Below are 16316 nucleotides of genomic sequence, written 5' to 3'. Positions count from 1 at the left end.
CGGGATCAACCGGCGTCACGCGGCTGATCCCGACTTCCGTGGCGGATCACACCAGGCTGTAGGTGACCCAGTAGTTGCCGCCGTCGCCGACGTAGTGGACGGGGGTGCCACCGGCTGCCACGGTGTTGCCGGACGAGGCGACCATGTCGTCGTTGCCCAGGTACATCCCGGTCGTCCCGACGATCGTGCTGCGCAGCTCGGAGATCTTCGTGGCCTGCGCCTTGTAGAAGGAGATCTGGTACTGGTTGTACATGTTGTTGCCGATGCTGGTGATCTCGCTCGCGGTGAGGTCGTTGCCGTCGTCCTCCTCCAGCATCAGCGAGATGATGAGCCAGCCGCTGCTCACGCCGCTGACGATCGTCGCGTTGGGGTGGTAGATGTCGCCGGTGGCGACCTCGTTGTCCCAGCCGCCGGGGCCCCACTTGCCGAAGGCGGTCGCGTTCGGGTTGGTCGGGCTCGCGGCGAAGACCAGGAAGTACGGGCTGTCGTCGCCGATCTCGTCGGTCTCCTCGTCGCACTCGACGGTGGCGACGCGCAGCGAGGAGGCGGCGAAAGCGGGCACGGCGGTGGCGAGACTCGCCGCGACCGCCACTCCGGCGACCGCGCCGAGCAGACCGATCCGGCGGGTGAGGTGCTTGAGCTTCATGGACATGCCACTCCGTTTCGCGTACCTGGAATGTTCAACCGGCGGAGCCGGTCGGTCCCCAGGGCACACGGCAGCGGTTGCGGCGCTGTTGTGGCTGGGTTGTCCCGCTGCTCGCGCCGTCGGGCGCTACGGCGTGAAGCGGATGGCGTCCGGGTAACAGAAGGAAGTGGTCGCCGCCTGCTCGCCGGGCAGGCACTCGCCGTCGACGAGCGACCTGCCCCCCAGCGGCTCGCCGAGGACCACCTCGTAGGGAACCTGATCGTTGCCCGGGCACGTCGCAGCACCGAGCTGTTTCGGGGCGACGGTGAAGGTCACGACCACCTCGGACTCGCTGGTGCGGATCCGAGGTGCCGAGACCTGCCCGGTGACCCCGCCGTTGCAGCCCAGGCGCGTGACGAGGGCACGGAACTTCGTGGACGATCGCTGAGGGCTCTGGCCCGGCTCGAGAGTCCAGACGGCGGCATCGCCCTCGGTGCTGCTCGCCGCTGATCGCGCCGGAGCGGACGGGGTGGTGGCCGAGCACGCCGGCAGCACGGCCGCCAGGGATGTCCACGTCAATATCGAGACAAGGTGGAGTCTGGTCGTCATCCTCATGGGACGTGGCGATGCGGTCGCCGGTTTCACGAGGAGTACTGAGGCAGGTCGATCTTGTCAGCGGGTGGGGAGAACAGTGTGCCGGCGAGCCCGCCGATGCGGCTGCCGATCGGGCCGGCGGCGAAGCGCAGTCCGGTGTGGAAGATCTTGAGGCCGATCCGGCTCTTGGGGTTGGCGATGCGCGGCACGCCGGGCGGGAGCTTCTGCGCTTGATCGACGTAGGGACGCATGATCCGTTCATAGGAGGCGAACGCGTCGTGATGGGAGCCGCCCGCTGCCAGCTGCCCGGCCAGGACGTAGGCGCCCACGAGGGCGAGGCTGGTGCCCATGCCCGTGATCGGTGACGGGGCGTAGGCCGCATCGCCCAGCAGCGCGATCCGCCCGGTGGACCAGCGCGGCGCTGTGACCTGGCCGATCGCCTCGAAGTAGAAGTCGGTGTCGGCAAGCTCGTCGAGTAGCCGGGGAGCTTGCCATCCGACTCCGTGGAACACCGTGCGTAGGACGCGTCGTTGCTGGTCGCGGTCCATGTCCTCGTATCCGCGCGGTGGTGAGAGGAATGACATCGCGGCGCGGGTGGTGCCGAGGTTGTCCGGTCGGATGAGGATGGCCCGGCCGCCGGTGGTGTTGAACCAGCGTGCCCACGCCGTGTCGGTGTCGATGCGCGGCACGGTGAACCACGCCGTGTAGAGGCCGAGCGGACGGATGCGGACCTGATCGCCGAAGATCAGGGCGCGGGTGCGCGACCGCATCCCCTCAGCGAGCACGACCAGGTCGAAGCGGCGCTGCTCGCCGCCGGCGAAGGTCACGTCCACACCGTCGCCGAGGTCCTCGACGGCGGTGATGTGGGTCCCGAACAGATACTCGGTGTCGGTGCTGGTGTGCTCGACGAGGATGCGGGCGAGCTCGCCGCGCAGGATCTCCAGTTCGTCGGTGGGGCCGTCGGCGCCTGCGGCGCCGGCCGGGAAGCTGGCCACGACAGCACCGTCGGCATCGAGGAACTGTGTTCCCCTCTCACCGGTGCCGGCGTCACGGATGTCGTCCTCGATGCCCATCCGGCGGGCCACCTCGCGACCGGCGCCGCGGACGTCGACGTTCTGACCCTCACTGCGCAGGGACTCGCCGCGTTCGACGATCGTCGTCTGCCAGCCGTAGCGGTGCAACCAGAAGGCGAGGCCGGGTCCGGCGATGCTGGCGCCGGAGATCAGAATGCTGGGTCGAGACATGATCGCGTCCTCGGTGGGTGTGATGTCGGTGCCGCTGTCAGACATGGGCCGGTTGGAGCGGGACCGCGTCCGCGCTCTGCGGCCGGGGTGTGGGGATCAACGCGGTGCCGAGCAGGCCCAGCAGGATGAAGCCGGAGGCGAGGTAGGCGCCGAGCGAGACCGCGTCGGTCATGGCGCTGCGGCCCGCTTCCGCGATCGCAAGGGTCTGCGGCTGCTGCGCAAGGCTCGCGATGGCGGCGCCGGCGCTGTCGGTGACGGCGTGCGCGTACTGGTCGGCCTGGCCCGCGGCTACTCCGTCGTCCCGGAGGCCCTCGGCGAGCCGGGAGGTGAGCGTGCTGAAGAACACCGTGGTCAGGACCGCGATGCCCAGCGCGGAACCGAGCTGGCGGAAGGCGCTCTGGATGCCGGAGGCCTGCCCGTTGTCGCGCTCCGGGATGTCGGCGAGCACCACGTTGGTGACCTGTGCCGTGGCGAAACCGACCCCGACGCCGTAGACGCACAGGATCAGCGCCAGCGACCACCAGGAGCTGTCGGTCGAGGCGATCAGCCCGAGTCCGGCCAGTCCCACGGCCTCCAGCACCAGTCCCAGGCGCACCAGCGCGAGGGGCGAGGCCTTTCCGGCCATGCCGAAGCTGGCTCCGCTGGCGATGAAGCTGCCCAGAGCGATCGGGACCAGGGCGAGACCGGATTGCACGGCGCTGTAGCCGAGCGTGAACTGCAGCCACAGCGGCAGCACCGCGACGATGCCGAACTCGCCGAGCCCGATGATCAGGGTGGCGAGGTTGCCGTTGCGGAACGACGCCAGCGAGAACAGGCTCAGGTTCATCAGCACCTTGTCCGAGCCGGTGCCGCGCAGCAGCGCCGCCTGCCGCCACCCGAATCCGCCCAGGGCCGCGACCGCCAGCACCAGCGCGACCAGCACCGGCGACGGGCCGCCGTCCCAGTGCAGGCCGCCGACGGCCATGGGGTGGACGGTGGTGACCCAGCCGTATGTGCGGCCCTCGATCAAGCCGAAGGCCAGCAGGCCCAGGCCCAGCGCGGACAGCACCGAGCCGATCACGTCGATGCGCCCGGAGGTACGCGGCGACGGCGCGAGGAACGCCAGCACGCCCACGACGATCAGGACGGCCAGCGGCACGTTGATGCCGAAAGCCCACCGCCAGGACGCGTGCTCGGCGAGCCACCCGCCCAGCAGCGGGCCCAGTGCGGCGGCGGCGCCGATGGTCGAGCCCCAGACCGCGAACGCCTGGCCGCGGGCCTTGCCGGTGAAGGTGGCGTTGAGCAGCGCCAGGGACGTCGGCAGGATCATCGCCGCCCCGGCGCCCTGCAGGAAACGTGCCACGATCAGCAGGCCGCCGCCGGGGGCGAGCCCGGCCAGGATGCTGGTCACGCCGAACACCACGACGCCCGCGACGAAGACCCGGCGGGCGCCGACGACGTCGGCGATCCGCCCGACGACCAGCAGCAGCGCCGCGAAGACGATGGCGTAGGACACCTGGACCCACTGGCCCTGGACCGAGGTCATCTCCAGGCCCTGGATAATCGACGGGATGATCACGTTCACGATGGTGGTGTCCACCACGATCAATGCCACACCGAGTGCGATGGCGATCAAGCCGAGCCAGCGGCGGGTGGAAGTTTCCTTGCCCACGGGTACCTCCGCAGAAATAGACTTCACGTTGAAGTAGCTTCACCATGAAGGTACTTTGATGATCGCGAGCTGTCAAACCATTCAGCAGCAGGAAGGGAGCGGTGGCATGAGCGAGCCGATGCAGCCACAGCACGAACGGCTGGCGGAGAGCCTGCGCTCGTACGGCGCGAACTACCGCGAGTTCAGCCGCAGATTCGCCGCCTGGCTCGGCCTGCACTCCACCGACGCCGAAGCCCTCATCGAGATCCTCAACGCCGAGGAGCGCGGCGCCGCCCTGACCCCCGCCCGGCTCGGCGAACGGATCTCCCTCACCTCCGGCGCCACCACCGCGCTCGTGAACCGCCTCGAACAGGCCGGCCACGTCCTGCGTACGCGCGAGCACACCGACCGCCGTCTCGTCACCCTGCGCAGCAGCACCCACATCCACCGGCTCGCCGACGAGTTCTTCGGCCCGCTCGGCACCCGCGTGGGCCGGGTGATGTCGCAGTACCCACCCGAGCTGCTCAAGCAGTTCGAAAGCCTGCTGGGTGAGCTCCGCGGCGCCATGGAAGACCAGCTCAACGCCCCTGCACCGGAGCCGCCGACGCGCTGAACGCCGGGAGCGCGGAGATGCCTCCGGCGGGTCTTGGCCACCACTCCAGTATCCTAGGATGCTCTAGGCGATGTGACGCCGTCGGTCGGCTCAACCACAGTGGATGTCCGGCCGCCCGCACGCGGGCGGCCGGACACTGCATCGATACAAGCAGGCCCCTCTCGCCCGTCTCAAACGGGGGATCGGGCCGGGCTGCTAGCGTCGTCGATCGTGGACAGCACCGACGACCTTCAGCTCGCGTTCGCCACGTCGAATCTGGCCGCGGACCTCGCGCTCGCCTACTTCGAGGCCGGTGTTTCGGCGACGTCGAAGGCCGACGGCACCCCGGTCACGGAAGCCGACCGAGCCGTCGAGCAGTTGGTACGCCAGACGCTGTCCGCAGCGCGGCCGCAGGATGCGCTCCTGGGCGAGGAGTTCGGCCGACGCGGCGAATCCGACCGGGTCTGGATCATCGACCCGATCGACGGCACGTCGTCGTTCAGCCGGCGCGACCCGAACTGGCGCGTCCAGATAGCGCTGGAGGTCGCCGGTCGCACCGAGGTCGCCGTCGTCACCGCCCCTGCGCTGCGCCGCTGCTGGTGGGCGACCCGAGGCGGTGGTTCCTTCGAGTCGTCCTGGCCGCGCGTGGGTGCCGAACCCAGCCGCCTCGAGGTCAGCACCACCTCGACACTGGCCGCCGCACGGCTCGACGCCATGGACGAGGCGTCCAGGGCGCGCCTCCCGCAGGGCGCCCGCCTGCCGTCGAGCTCGTCCGCGGCGAGATCGACGCCTTCCTGGTCGAGCGCTACCACATCTGGGACCACGCACCGTGGATCCTCCTGGTCCAGGAGGCGGGCGGCCGGTTCACCGACCGAACCGGGGGAGCTGCGGGCGATCAAGGCGGCGGCCTCTACTCCAACGCCAACCTGCACGGCCTGCTGCTCTCCGAACTGGGATATCCGGCGCGCCCCTGAGTGCCGGCGACGGGATCGCACCGCGGTGGAGTTTCCCGAGTGCGGTTCGCAGTCCGGTCGTAGTGCGGGCGGCCCCGGGTCGGGCATAGTTGGCGGATGGATCAACAGCTGGACGCCGACGAGTACCTGTGGCTGGAGGAGCTCGACTCCGTGGAGGCGTCGGGCTGGGTGGCGGAGAACAACGAGCGGATGGTCGCCGCGACGGGTGGTGCGGGGTTCGCGGCGTTGCGGGAGGAGATCCGGCAGGTCCTCGACGACGACCACCGGATTCCGTATCCGCGGCGGCGGGCCGGGTTCCTCTACAACTTCTGGCGCGACGGGGAGCATCCGCGCGGGGTGTGGCGGCGGACGACGCCTCAGGAGTACGCGACCGCGGCCCCGGTGTGGGAGGTGCTGCTGGATGTGGACGCCCTGGCCGCTGCGGAGGGTGAGAACTGGGTGTGGCACGGTGCGGCGGTGCTGCGCCCGGCGTACGAGCGGGCGTTGGTCAGCTTGTCGCGCGGTGGTGCGGACGCGACGGTGGTCCGCGAGTTCGACCTGGTCGGCAGGGAGTTCGTGGCGGACGGGTTCGTGTTGCCGGAGGCGAAGAGCTCGGTGCACTGGGTCGACGCGGACCATGTGTTCGTCGGGACCGATACGGGGCCGGGTTCGATGACGGTGTCGGGGTACCCGAGGGTGATCCGGTTGTGGCGGCGGGGGACACCGCTGGAGGAGTCGGTGGTGGTGTTCGAGGGTGAGCCGGGTGACGTGCTGGTGGACGCGTCGCGGCACCTGACGCCGGGGTTCGAGCGGAGTTTCGTGCGACGGTCGACGGACTTCTTCCACCGGCGGATCTGGCAGCTCACCGATGACGGCGGCCTGGTGCGGATCGAGGTGCCCGACGACGCGGTGGCGCAGGTGCACCGGGAGTGGCTGCTGGTCCGGTTGCGGACGCCGTGGCAGGTCGGCGGTGTGGTGTTCTCGGCGGGTGCCCTGCTGGCGGCCCGGTACGACGAGTTCGTCGCCGGCGGGCGGGACCTGACGGTGCTGTTCGAGCCCGATGAGCGGACGGCGCTGTCGACGTGGTCGTGGACGCAGCACCACCTGGTGCTGAACCTGCTGGTGGATGTCGCGACGCGGCTGGAGGTGCTGACGCCGGGCGACGGCGGCTGGGAGCGGTCGCCGCTGATCGACGCGACGGACCTGAGCAGCTCCTACATCCTGGACACGCATCCGGACGACGATGACGACTACCTGCTGGTCACCGACGGGTTCCTGGAGCCGGCGACGCTGCGGCAGGGGCGTCTGGGCGGGAGCGGTCCCGAGGTCCTCAAGCAGGCGCCGGGGTTCTTCGACCCGGCCGGGATGACGGTGGAGCAGCACTTCGCGGTCTCGGCCGATGGGACCCGGGTGCCGTATTTCGTGATCGGCGATCCGGCCGCCCGGCCGGGGCCGGCGCTGCTGACGGGGTACGGGGGTTTCGCGAACGCGAAGCTGCCCGGTTATGAGGGGGTGACGGGGCGGGCGTGGCTGGCGCGGGGCGGCACCTATGTGGTGGCGAACATCCGCGGCGGCGGTGAGTACGGTCCGGCGTGGCACCATGCCGCGCAGCGGGAGCGGCGGCCGCGGGCGTTCGAGGATTTCGCGGCTATCGCGCAGGACCTCGTCACCCGGGGTGTGACGACGGCGGCGCAGCTGGGTGTGGACGGGCGCAGCAACGGCGGGTTGCTGACGGGGGTGATGCTGACGCGGTACCCGGAGCTGTTCGGGGCGATCGTGATCGGGGTGCCGCTGCTGGACATGCGGCGTTTCCACAAGCTGCTGGCGGGTGCGTCGTGGATGGCGGAGTACGGCGATCCCGATAATCCCGACGACTGGGAGTTCCTGCGGGGGTATTCGCCGTACCAGAACGTGCGCGCCGGTCAGGCGTACCCGCCGGTGCTGTTGATCACGTCGACCCGCGACGACCGGGTGCATCCGGGGCATGCGCGGAAGATGGCGGCGCGGCTGCTGGCGCACGGCTACGACGTGTCGTATTACGAGAACGTGGAGGGCGGGCACGGGACGGCCGCCGACAGCAGCCAGCGGGCGTTCCTCACGGCGTTGAAGTTCGACTTCCTGTGGCGGACCCTGCGGCCAGAAGCGTCGTGAGGTCGGCGAGCACCTGTGCGTTGTCGGTGATCCGGATGGCGTGCATGCCGACGGCGCGGGCTCCGGCGACCATCTCCTCGGTGTCGTCGACGAAGACGGCTTCGTCGGGGCGGACGCCGAGCTGTTCGCAGGCGAGCAGGTAGATCCGGGGGTCGGGTTTGCTGATCCCGGCTTCGTGGGAGTAGACGATGACGTCGGCGAGGGCCGCGAAGCCGTGGGCCTGCTCCTCGCGCTCGCGCGCGCCGACGAAGCTGTTGCTGATGATTCCCGGCCGGTACGCGGGGCGCAGTGCTCGCAGATAGTCGATGAGTTCGGTGTTGGGGGTGCCGACGTACTCGGTCCAGATGTCGTCCATGAGCTCGTCGACGATGTGGGGGTCGACCTTGAGGAGGTCGCGCAGGCGGGTGTGGACGTCGTCGAGGGTGATGTCGCCGACGGCTCCGGCTTCCCAGATGTCGTTGGCGAGTTCGTCGAGCTGTCCGGGGGCGAGGCAGAGTCGTGGTTCCCACCGTTCGGCGATCCCGGTCGGGGTGTTGATCTCCAGGACTCCGCCGATGTCGAACAGGACCGCGCGTATCGTCATGCCCGGCAGTGTAGGCAGCTGCCCTGGTCGGGGCGCTATAGGTGCTTCTGCCTAGGTACTACTGCGCGTCGGGGTCGACGACCCAGGTGGTGCCGTCGTCGCTGATGACGGCGACCTGTTCGAACGCCGACCAGAACGAGTCGAGGACGGCCCGGGCTCGCACGGACTCCTCGTGCCAGTCGGGGTGCGCCCAGATCTGCTGGAGGGCGTCGCCGTAGCGCAGCCCCGCTTCGTCGCGCAGGGTTTCCACTGCGTCGGCGAGGGTGAAGCTGTGGCGGCGCAGGACGCTCAGCGCCAGGTCGAGATCGCCGTCGGCGATCAGTTCCCGCGCCTTCGGCGGCACCGTCTGCTGCTCCATCGGACCTCCATTCGACCGCCCCCTGCCGGAGCCGCACAGCCTACGAACCGTGAAGCAGCAGGTCAAGGGCGTGACCCACCCTGTGGGATACGGTGTCGGGATGTTGGAGTACTCCGTTGCCATCGTTCTGCTCGTCGACGCCGACGGGGCGCTGCTGATGCAGCTCCGCGATGAGCACGCCCCGATCGCCGCCAACCAGTGGGGGTTCCCGGGCGGGCAGATCGAGGCGGGGGAGACCCCGGTCGAGGCGGCGCACCGGGAGCTGCTGGAGGAGACCGGCCTGTCTGTCGGCGAGCTGTTGCCGTTCTGGTCGGGGATGCGTCCCTTCGAGGACGGGGTGGAGCGGCGGGTCACGATGCACGTGTTCGCGGGGCGTACCGATGCGAAGCAGGACGATGTGGTGCTGGGTGAGGGTCTGGCGATGGTGTTCGTTCCGGCGGAGCTCGCGGCGGACCGGGATCTGTCGGTGTCGGCGGCGCTGCTGATTCCGATGTTCCTCACCTCCGACCGGTACGCCGAACTACGGCAGATATCGATGTCCTAGCATGGGCGACCATGCGCATCGTCGACTTCGGGCCCGCAGAGGGACGAGAGATCAACAGTTTTGACAGCAGGCACCTCTGGGCGGTCGGGCTGGTCCGCGACGACGACGTGTCCGTGACGGCGCTGCACGTGGGCGCCGGTGGCGAGATCGGGCGGCATCCCGCCACCGTCGACCAGCTCTTTCTCGTGGTCTCCGGGCGCGGCACGGTGTGCGGAGACGACGGTGAGTGGCAGCCGGTCCGGGCCGGTCAGGCGGTGGTCTGGGCGGCGGGGGAGCACCACACCACCCGTGCCGACGGTGACCTCACCGCCATCGTCGTCGAGATGCCCGACCTGCCCGTGACCCGCTGAGCACCGCCCGGCACCGCCCAAGGTCGCCGCAACTCTCGAAGAGTTGGCCCTAATACCCCGTTAGGACCAACTCTTCAAGAGTTGCGGCGACCTTGGGGCCGGCCCCTCCCTCGTGTGGGGCTGCGCCGATGCCGTCGCCGTCCTGACCGCACCGGGGTAGCCGACACCCTGTCGCTGGTTCATCTGGACTCGATACACTCGCGCCACTCGACGAATGCAGCCCCGGAATTTGGGGCTATATAAGACAAATCGTACCGAGCCCGGGTCGCAGCCCGGGCTTTGTGCGCGACCGGCGACTGGCGCGACCGGCGATGGACCAGGGGAGCGGCGTGGCCACCGACTTGCATCTGGAGCCGACGATCCGGCCCCCCGAGGCAGCCGAGCCCGAACTCGAACCGGTCGCCGAGGTCGAGCCCGAACCGCAGCCGGAGCCGCCGCCCGCCCCGCAGCCGTCGGTGCGCCTGGACATCCAGGGGCTGCGCGCCATCGCGGTCCTCGCCGTCGTCGTCTACCACCTGTGGCCCGGCCTGCTGCCCGGCGGGTTCATCGGTGTCGACGCCTTCTTCGTCATCTCCGGCTTCCTCATCACCAGCCACCTGCTGCGCGAACCGCCACGCACCGCCCGCGACCTGGTCGCCTTCTGGGGGCGGCGGGCCCGGCGGCTGCTGCCGGCGTCGCTGCTCGTCCTCGGCGCCACCCTCGCCGCCACCGTGGCGTTCGCGCCGGTCACCCACTGGGCGCGGGCCGCCGGGCAGGTCATCACCTCGGCCCTGTACGTGCAGAACTGGCGGCTGTCGGCCGACGCCGTCGACTACCTCAACGCCACCGACCCGCCGACCGCCGTGCAGCACTTCTGGTCGCTCTCGGTCGAGGAGCAGTTCTACCTCGCCTGGCCGATCCTGATCCTCGCCGTGGCGCTCGCCGCACGGGTGATGAAACGGCACGTCACGAGGCTGATCGCGACCGTGGTCACGGTGGTCGTCGCCGCCTCGTTCGCCGCGTCGGTATGGGTGACGGCCACCAGCCCGGTGTCGGCGTACTTCTCGACCCCGGTGCGGATCTGGGAACTCGGCGCGGGCGGCCTGCTCGCCGCGGTGCTGCTGTCCGACGAGTGGCGCCCGCGGCTGCCCGCCGTGTGGTCGCTGGCCGCAGGCGCCGGGCTCGCCGCGATCGGCTGGTCCGCCTGGGGCTACTCCGCGGCCACCCCGTTCCCCGGCTGGGCGGCGGCGCTGCCCGTCGCCGGGTGCGTCGCGGTGCTCGCCGCGGGCGCCCTGCACCCCGGCGGGCCCGTCGAGAGGCTGCTCGGGCGGCAGCCGCTGGCGTTCCTGGGCGACATCTCCTACTCGGTCTACCTGTGGCACTGGCCGCTGCTGATCCTGCTGCCCCACGCCACCGGCCGGCCGCTGGGCGCGCTGGACCGCGTCGGCATCCTCGCCGCCACGATCGTGCTCGCCGTCGCCACCAAGCGGCTCGTCGAGGACCCGTTCCGCCGCCCCGGCACCGGCTGGCTGCGGCGGGGGCCGTTCCGGATCGCCGCGATCGGCATGGTCGTCGTCGTCGCGGCCGGGTTCGCCGTCATCCGCGATGTCGACAGCCGCCGCAGCGAGGCGCTCGCCGTCGTCGAGGAGGCGGTCAGCGTACCCAACCCGTGTTTCGGCGCCGCGGCGCTCGCGCTCGGGGCGCAGCAGTGCCCCGCGGACCCGGCCGTCCGCCCGGTCCCCTACGCGGCGCAGGCCCAGAACGACCTCAACGTCGCCTACGCCGACGACTGCTTCGATTACCCGCCGTTCCCGAAGACCACGACCTGCACCTACGGCAGACCCGACGCGAAGGTGTCGATCGCGCTCGTCGGCAACTCCCACGCCGGGCACTGGCTGCCGGCGCTGCTGGCGCTCACCGACCGGCTCGACTTCAAGATCACGACCTACCTGGCGTCGGGGTGCAACGTCTCCACGACCCGGATGCGGTGGGAGCCGAACTCCGACGCCACCGCGTGCCTGGCCTGGGCGCAGCGGGTCGTGGCCGCGACCGAGCACGGATACGACCTCGTCGTCACCAGCGCCTACCCGTCGCGGATCCCGGCCGGCTTCAAGGACCGCGTCGAGGGCTTCGACGCGGTCCGCGACGGGCACCGCGACATGATCGACCGGTGGATCGCCACCGGCACCGATGTCCTGGTCATCCGGGACACCCCGCACCCGGCCAACGACTTCGGGCCCATCCCCGACTGCGTCGCCGCCCACGAGACCGACGTGTCGCGGTGCTCCGGCCCCCGTACGGACTGGGTGTGGCCCGACCCCCTGTCCACCGCCGCGACCGACGCCCGCAACCCGCACGTGGTCGTCGTGGACCTGACCGACTTCTTCTGCGACCCGCAGACCTGCTACGGCGTCATCGGCGGCGTGATCGCCTTCTCCGACGTGCACCACATGACCCAGACCTACGGGCGCACCCTCGCGCCCTACCTGGCACCGGCGCTGGCGGCGGCGATCGACCGTGCCGTGGGACGGCAGCCCTCATAGGGAAGACTGGGCCCGTGAACGACGCGGTGACGACCGAATGGCCCGGCCACGCCGATGAGGCCCTGCTGGCCGAGTGCCATCGGGTCGTCGCCGCGGTGGTCGGCCTCGGCGGCGCCGTCGGCTGGCTCGACGTCCCCGACCGGTCCGACGTGGACGCCTGGCTGCTCGGGGTCGTGGACCGGGTCGCCGCGGGTACCGCCGGGCTGCTCGTCGTCCGGGCCGCCGGGCGGGTCGAAGGGCTCGGGACGTGGGTGGCGAACCCGCCGGGGACCAAGGCGGTCGTCACCGACCTGCAGCGGATCATGGTGCACCCGGACGCGCGCGGGCTGGGGCTCGGGCGGATCCTCGTCGACCTGCTCACCGGCGCGGCGCTCGGCGCCGGGGCCGAGGTGGTGACGCTCGCGGTGCGGGGCAACAACCACGGTGCGGTCGCGCTCTACGAGGCGTGCGGGTTCCGGATCTGGGGCGTGCTGCCGGGCGGGGTCGCCGTCGGCGACGAGCGCTACGACGACGTGCGGATGTACCGGGCCGCTCCGCTCCCGGACCACCTGGTCCGGCACGGCAGCAACCCCACGGGGCTGGGTAGTTCCGCGGTCCGCAGCTGAGGCGGATCGGAGCCGCCACCGTCCACTTAGCTACCATCGCAGTCATGGCTGTCGAATCCCTGATCGCAAGCGCGTTGCTGCTCGCCGTCGGAGCGGCGATCGGATTCGTCCCGACGCTGTTGATCGAGAGGTCCAAGCAGCGGCATGCCCTGCAGACCAGGTGGGATGTCCCGCTGTTCGAGCTCTGCAAGCAGTTCGTCGGTGCGGCCAGGCAGCTCGTCCATCTCGCGCGTCACCTGGATCGGGCGCCCGATCCCACCGGACACGCCCTCCGCGTCGACCAGGCGCACTCCGAACTGCGCGCCCTCTTCGAGCAGGTCCGGTTGTTGGGCAGCGGCCGCCTGCAGGAGGCGGCACGGCTGGTGGTCCACCACGCCTATGCCGTTCGGGCCGTAGCGGAAGGGCAACCGGACGAGCGGGCCAAGGACTATCCGGGTACCACCCCGCAGGCACGGATCAAGAACGCCATCACAGAGTTCCTCGCGGCCGCTCGGGATCAGCTCGGGGTCGCCGCTCCCGACGACGTTCTGGGCGACGCCGTACTCGAGGACGAGCCATGGCGGAGCAAGTGGTTTGCGCAGCCCACCGGTACGGCCGAGCAGAAGGTCTCCTGATCCCGAGCTCCGGAGAGCGTTTTCCTGACGGCAACTCCGCAGATCCGTTGCGGCAGCATCAAACCGGCAATTGCTGACCAATCGACAACCTCGTATTGACGCGCGCGCAACAGCGGGGCAATACTCACGACATCTCGGAGAGCGCTCTCCAAGTGTCCCGGTACCGTCCCTCCCTTTTCGACAGGCAGAACCCATGACCCCAGAGCGGCTCTCCGCCCGCGCCAGATCCTGGCGCTGGACCCTCCCCGTGATGACCGCGCTCGCCGCGCTCATCGGCAGCTACCTGGTCTTCGTCGCCCCGGCGCAGGCCGCGGACACCCTGCTCTCGCAGGGCAAGCCCGCCACCGCCTCGTCCGTGCAGGGCGCGGACCTCCCCGCCTCGGCGGCCTTCGACGGCGACCCCGGCACCCGTTGGGGCAGCCTCTGGGCCGATCCGCAGTGGATCCAGGTCGACCTCGGCGCCACCGCGGCGATCAGCCAGGTCGTCCTGCAGTGGGAGGGCGCGCACGCCACCTCGTTCCAGCTGCAGACCTCCGCCACCGGCACCGGCGGGTGGACCGACATCTACACCACCACGGCCGGCCCCGGCGGCACGCAGACCCTCACCGTCACCGGCTCCGGGCGCTACGTGCGGATGCTCGGCACGGTCCGCAGCAGCGGATACGGCTACTCGCTGTTCGAGTTCAAGGTCTTCGGCACGATCGGCGGCACCCCGCCGAGCGCCAGCCCCAGCCCCAGCACCCCGACGGGCGCCTGCGGCACCACGAACGTCGCGGCCGGCAAGACCGCCACCGCGTCGAGCATCGAGGGCGCGGGCACCCCCGCCTCGGGCGCGTTCGACAACAACGCCGGCACCCGCTGGGCGAGCCTGCGCAGCGACCCGCAGTGGGTCCAGGTCGACCTCGGTGCCACCACCGCCATCTGCCAGGTCGTGCTGCAGTGGGAGGGCGCCTACGCCACGTCGTTCCAGATCCAGACCTCCGCGACCGGCACCGGCGGGTGGACCGACATCTACACCACGACCACCGGCCCCGGCGGCACGCAGACGCTCACCGTCTCAGGCTCCGGCCGCTACGTCCGGATGCTGGGCACGGTCCGCGCCAACGGCTACGGCTACTCGATCTGGGAATTCAAGATCTTCACCGGGGGTACGCAGCCCAGCCCGTCCCCGTCGACCTCGACCCCGCCGGTGGAGGCGACCGACCCGAAGAACCCGAACTTCGGGCCCAACGTCTTCGTCTACGACCCGTCGACGCCGACCGCCACCTTCCAGAACAAGCTCAACACGATCTTCGCCGAGCAGGAGACCGCCGAGTTCGGGTCCAGCCGCTACGCGGTGCTGTTCAAGCCCGGCACCTACACCGCCGACGTGAACCTCGGCTTCTACACGCAGGTCGCGGGCCTGGGACTGAGCCCCGACGACGTGAACCTCAACGGCCACGTCCGCGTCGAGGCGACCTGGTTCGGCGGCAACGCCACGCACAACTTCTGGCGTACCGCCGAGAACTTGTCCGTGACCCTGCCCGCGGGCGTGACCGTGGAGCGCTGGGCCGTCGCCCAGGCCGCGGCCTACCGGCGGATGCACCTCAAGGGCGCCGCGAACCAGATCCAGCTGTGGAACGGCGGCGACGGCTGGGCCAGCGGCGGCCTCATCGCCGACAGCAGGATCGACGGCCTGGTGTCGTCGGGCTCGCAGCAGCAGTGGTTCTCCCGCAACAGCGAGTTCGGCTCCTGGACCGGGTCGGTGTGGAACATGGTCTTCACCGGGGTCACCGGCGCACCCGCCGCGAACTTCCCCAACCCCTCGCACACCGTCGTCGCAGCGTCGCCGGTCGTGCGGGAGAAGCCGTTCCTCTACATCGACTCCACCGGCACCTACCGGGTCTTCAAGCCCGGTGTGCGGACCAACGCCGTCGGCACCAGCTGGTACAACAAGACCCCGGTCGGGTCGTCGATCTCGCTCGCGGACTTCTTCGTCGTCCGCCCCGGCACCACCGCCGCCACGATGAACGCCGCCCTCGCCCAGGGCAAGCACCTGCTCATCACCCCCGGCATCCACCACCTCAGCCAGGCGCTGCAGGTCAACAACCCCAACACGATCATCCTCGGGCTGGGTCTGGCGACGCTGGTCCCCGACAACGGGGTCGCCGCGATCAAGGTCGCCGACGTGGACGGTGTGCAGGTCGGCGGGGTACTCGTCGACGCGGGCCCGGTCAACTCGCCGGTCCTGATCGAGTTCGGCCCGGCCGGTTCCGCGGCCAACCACGCGGGCAACCCGTCCGCGCTGCACGATGTCTACGTCCGCGTCGGCGGTGCCGGAGCGGGCAAGGCCACCACCAGCCTCGTCGTCAACAGCAACAACGTCATCGGCGACCACCTGTGGCTGTGGCGCGCCGACCACGGCGCCGGAGCGGGCTGGACCAGCAACACCGCCGACCAGGGCATGATCGTCAACGGCACCGATGTCACGATGTACGGCCTGTTCGTCGAGCACTTCCAGAAGTACGAGGTCGTCTGGAACGGCAACGGCGGGCGGACCTACTTCTTCCAGAACGAGCTGCCCTACGAGGCGCCCAACCAGGCCGCCTGGATGAACGGCACCACCCGGGGGTACGCCGCCTACAAGGTCGCCGACTCCGTCACCACGCACGAGGCGTGGGGGCTGGGCTCCTACTGCGTCTTCACCGCCGACCTGTCGATCGTGGGGGAGCGGGCGTTCGAGGTGCCCAACACACCCGGGGTGAAGTTCCACAACATGGTGATCGTGTCGCTGGGCGGCCAGGGGACGATCAACCACGTCATCAACAACACCGGCGGACCGGCCGGTCCCGCCGTCAACACCGTCTACCTCACCAACTACCCGTGACCGGCGGCGGCGTCCGTCCCGGTCCTCGCAGCCCGGGGGACGGCGCCGCCGCCCCGGAACCACCACGCCGGCCCCGGGCACTCCC

At 70.4% G+C, this 16316-nt stretch carries 15 protein-coding genes and 1 pseudogene; 10 read left to right on the top strand and 6 right to left on the bottom strand.

The genetic code is table 11. The features are described 5' to 3' along the window. Positions 1 to 46: 46 nt before the first annotated feature. The 4 genes from F4553_RS02510 to F4553_RS02495 form a co-directional block, all read right to left on the bottom strand. Positions 47 to 652 (bottom strand): hypothetical protein, encoded by a 606-nt coding sequence (locus F4553_RS02510; protein WP_184831521.1) that lies wholly within the window; start codon positions 650 to 652, stop codon positions 47 to 49. Between the two features lie 120 nt (positions 653 to 772). After that, entirely contained in the window at positions 773 to 1234 is a 462-nt protein-coding gene (locus F4553_RS02505) for a hypothetical protein (RefSeq protein ID WP_184831519.1), read from the bottom strand. A 32-nt stretch (positions 1235 to 1266) separates the two neighbouring features. Further along, positions 1267 to 2508 carry an FAD-dependent monooxygenase gene (locus F4553_RS02500; protein WP_221469661.1) on the bottom strand — a complete coding sequence of 414 codons (1242 nt, stop codon included), beginning with the start codon at positions 2506 to 2508 and terminating at the stop codon, positions 1267 to 1269. Next, positions 2501 to 4114, bottom strand: a complete 1614-nt coding sequence (locus F4553_RS02495) for an MFS transporter (protein ID WP_312875065.1) — start codon at positions 4112 to 4114, stop codon at positions 2501 to 2503. Before F4553_RS02495 ends, F4553_RS02500 begins: the two co-directional genes overlap by 8 nt. A gap of 106 nt (positions 4115 to 4220) precedes the next feature. On the opposite strand from F4553_RS02495, the gene F4553_RS02490 reads away from it, so the two are divergent. The 4 genes and pseudogenes from F4553_RS02490 (at position 4221) to F4553_RS02475 (ending at position 7789) form a co-directional block, all read left to right on the top strand. Next, positions 4221 to 4706 (top strand): MarR family winged helix-turn-helix transcriptional regulator, encoded by a 486-nt coding sequence (locus F4553_RS02490; protein WP_184831508.1) that lies wholly within the window; start codon positions 4221 to 4223, stop codon positions 4704 to 4706. Positions 4707 to 4778: 72 nt separating this feature from the next. Beyond that, positions 4779 to 5324, top strand: a pseudogene (locus tag F4553_RS42810) (inositol monophosphatase family protein); the annotation flags it as partial. Next, positions 5285 to 5659 (top strand): inositol monophosphatase family protein, encoded by a 375-nt coding sequence (locus F4553_RS42805; protein WP_184831500.1) that lies wholly within the window; start codon positions 5285 to 5287, stop codon positions 5657 to 5659. The pseudogene F4553_RS42810 and the gene F4553_RS42805, both read left to right, overlap by 40 nt. A gap of 96 nt (positions 5660 to 5755) precedes the next feature. After that, complete coding sequence (locus F4553_RS02475; RefSeq protein WP_184831498.1) at positions 5756 to 7789, top strand: prolyl oligopeptidase family serine peptidase; 2034 nt, start codon at positions 5756 to 5758, stop codon at positions 7787 to 7789. On the opposite strand, the gene F4553_RS02470 is transcribed toward F4553_RS02475, so the two are convergent. After that, on the bottom strand, positions 7734 to 8372 hold the full coding sequence (locus F4553_RS02470) for an HAD family hydrolase (protein WP_184831496.1): 639 nt from the start codon (positions 8370 to 8372) through the stop codon (positions 7734 to 7736). The two genes, F4553_RS02475 and F4553_RS02470, sit on opposite strands and share 56 nt — an antisense overlap. A 58-nt stretch (positions 8373 to 8430) precedes the next feature. Further along, entirely contained in the window at positions 8431 to 8730 is a 300-nt protein-coding gene (locus tag F4553_RS02465) for a hypothetical protein (RefSeq protein ID WP_184831494.1), read from the bottom strand. A gap of 49 nt (positions 8731 to 8779) precedes the next feature. Between F4553_RS02465 and F4553_RS02460 the strand changes: the two genes are divergently transcribed. The 6 genes from F4553_RS02460 (at position 8780) to F4553_RS02435 (ending at position 16231) form a co-directional block, all read left to right on the top strand. Then, positions 8780 to 9274 (top strand): NUDIX hydrolase, encoded by a 495-nt coding sequence (locus tag F4553_RS02460; RefSeq protein ID WP_312875064.1) that lies wholly within the window; start codon positions 8780 to 8782, stop codon positions 9272 to 9274. An 11-nt stretch (positions 9275 to 9285) separates the two neighbouring features. After that, on the top strand, positions 9286 to 9624 hold the full coding sequence (locus tag F4553_RS02455) for a cupin domain-containing protein (protein ID WP_184831492.1): 339 nt from the start codon (positions 9286 to 9288) through the stop codon (positions 9622 to 9624). 329 nt (positions 9625 to 9953) lie between these two features. Next, positions 9954 to 12146 carry an acyltransferase family protein gene (locus F4553_RS02450; RefSeq protein ID WP_184831490.1) on the top strand — a complete coding sequence of 731 codons (2193 nt, stop codon included), beginning with the start codon at positions 9954 to 9956 and terminating at the stop codon, positions 12144 to 12146. A gap of 14 nt (positions 12147 to 12160) precedes the next feature. Beyond that, on the top strand, positions 12161 to 12751 hold the full coding sequence (locus F4553_RS02445) for a GNAT family N-acetyltransferase (RefSeq protein ID WP_221469660.1): 591 nt from the start codon (positions 12161 to 12163) through the stop codon (positions 12749 to 12751). Between the two features lie 44 nt (positions 12752 to 12795). After that, positions 12796 to 13365: a hypothetical protein gene (locus F4553_RS02440; protein ID WP_184831488.1), complete on the top strand. Its 570-nt coding sequence runs from the start codon at positions 12796 to 12798 to the stop codon at positions 13363 to 13365. A 193-nt stretch (positions 13366 to 13558) separates the two neighbouring features. Continuing rightward, positions 13559 to 16231, top strand: a complete 2673-nt coding sequence (locus F4553_RS02435) for a pectate lyase-like domain-containing protein (RefSeq protein ID WP_376776169.1) — start codon at positions 13559 to 13561, stop codon at positions 16229 to 16231. Positions 16232 to 16316: the final 85 nt, after the last annotated feature.

Origin of the sequence: Allocatelliglobosispora scoriae (assembly GCF_014204945.1) — a bacterium.
Lineage (GTDB): Bacteria > Actinomycetota > Actinomycetes > Mycobacteriales > Micromonosporaceae > Allocatelliglobosispora > Allocatelliglobosispora scoriae.
This window is presented reverse-complemented; position numbering and strand designations above follow the sequence as displayed.

Coding starts and splice junctions, on each gene's coding strand:
- F4553_RS02510 (WP_184831521.1), bottom strand. CDS start 652: ATGTCCATGAAGCTCAAGCACCTCACCCGCCGGATCGGTCTGCTCGGC.
- F4553_RS02505 (WP_184831519.1), bottom strand. CDS start 1,234: ATGACGACCAGACTCCACCTTGTCTCGATATTGACGTGGACATCCCTG.
- F4553_RS02500 (WP_221469661.1), bottom strand. CDS start 2,508: ATGTCTGACAGCGGCACCGACATCACACCCACCGAGGACGCGATCATG.
- F4553_RS02490 (WP_184831508.1), top strand. CDS start 4,221: ATGAGCGAGCCGATGCAGCCACAGCACGAACGGCTGGCGGAGAGCCTG.
- F4553_RS02475 (WP_184831498.1), top strand. CDS start 5,756: ATGGATCAACAGCTGGACGCCGACGAGTACCTGTGGCTGGAGGAGCTC.
- F4553_RS02470 (WP_184831496.1), bottom strand. CDS start 8,372: ATGACGATACGCGCGGTCCTGTTCGACATCGGCGGAGTCCTGGAGATC.
- F4553_RS02465 (WP_184831494.1), bottom strand. CDS start 8,730: ATGGAGCAGCAGACGGTGCCGCCGAAGGCGCGGGAACTGATCGCCGAC.
- F4553_RS02455 (WP_184831492.1), top strand. CDS start 9,286: ATGCGCATCGTCGACTTCGGGCCCGCAGAGGGACGAGAGATCAACAGT.
- F4553_RS02440 (WP_184831488.1), top strand. CDS start 12,796: ATGGCTGTCGAATCCCTGATCGCAAGCGCGTTGCTGCTCGCCGTCGGA.
- F4553_RS02435 (WP_376776169.1), top strand. CDS start 13,559: ATGACCCCAGAGCGGCTCTCCGCCCGCGCCAGATCCTGGCGCTGGACC.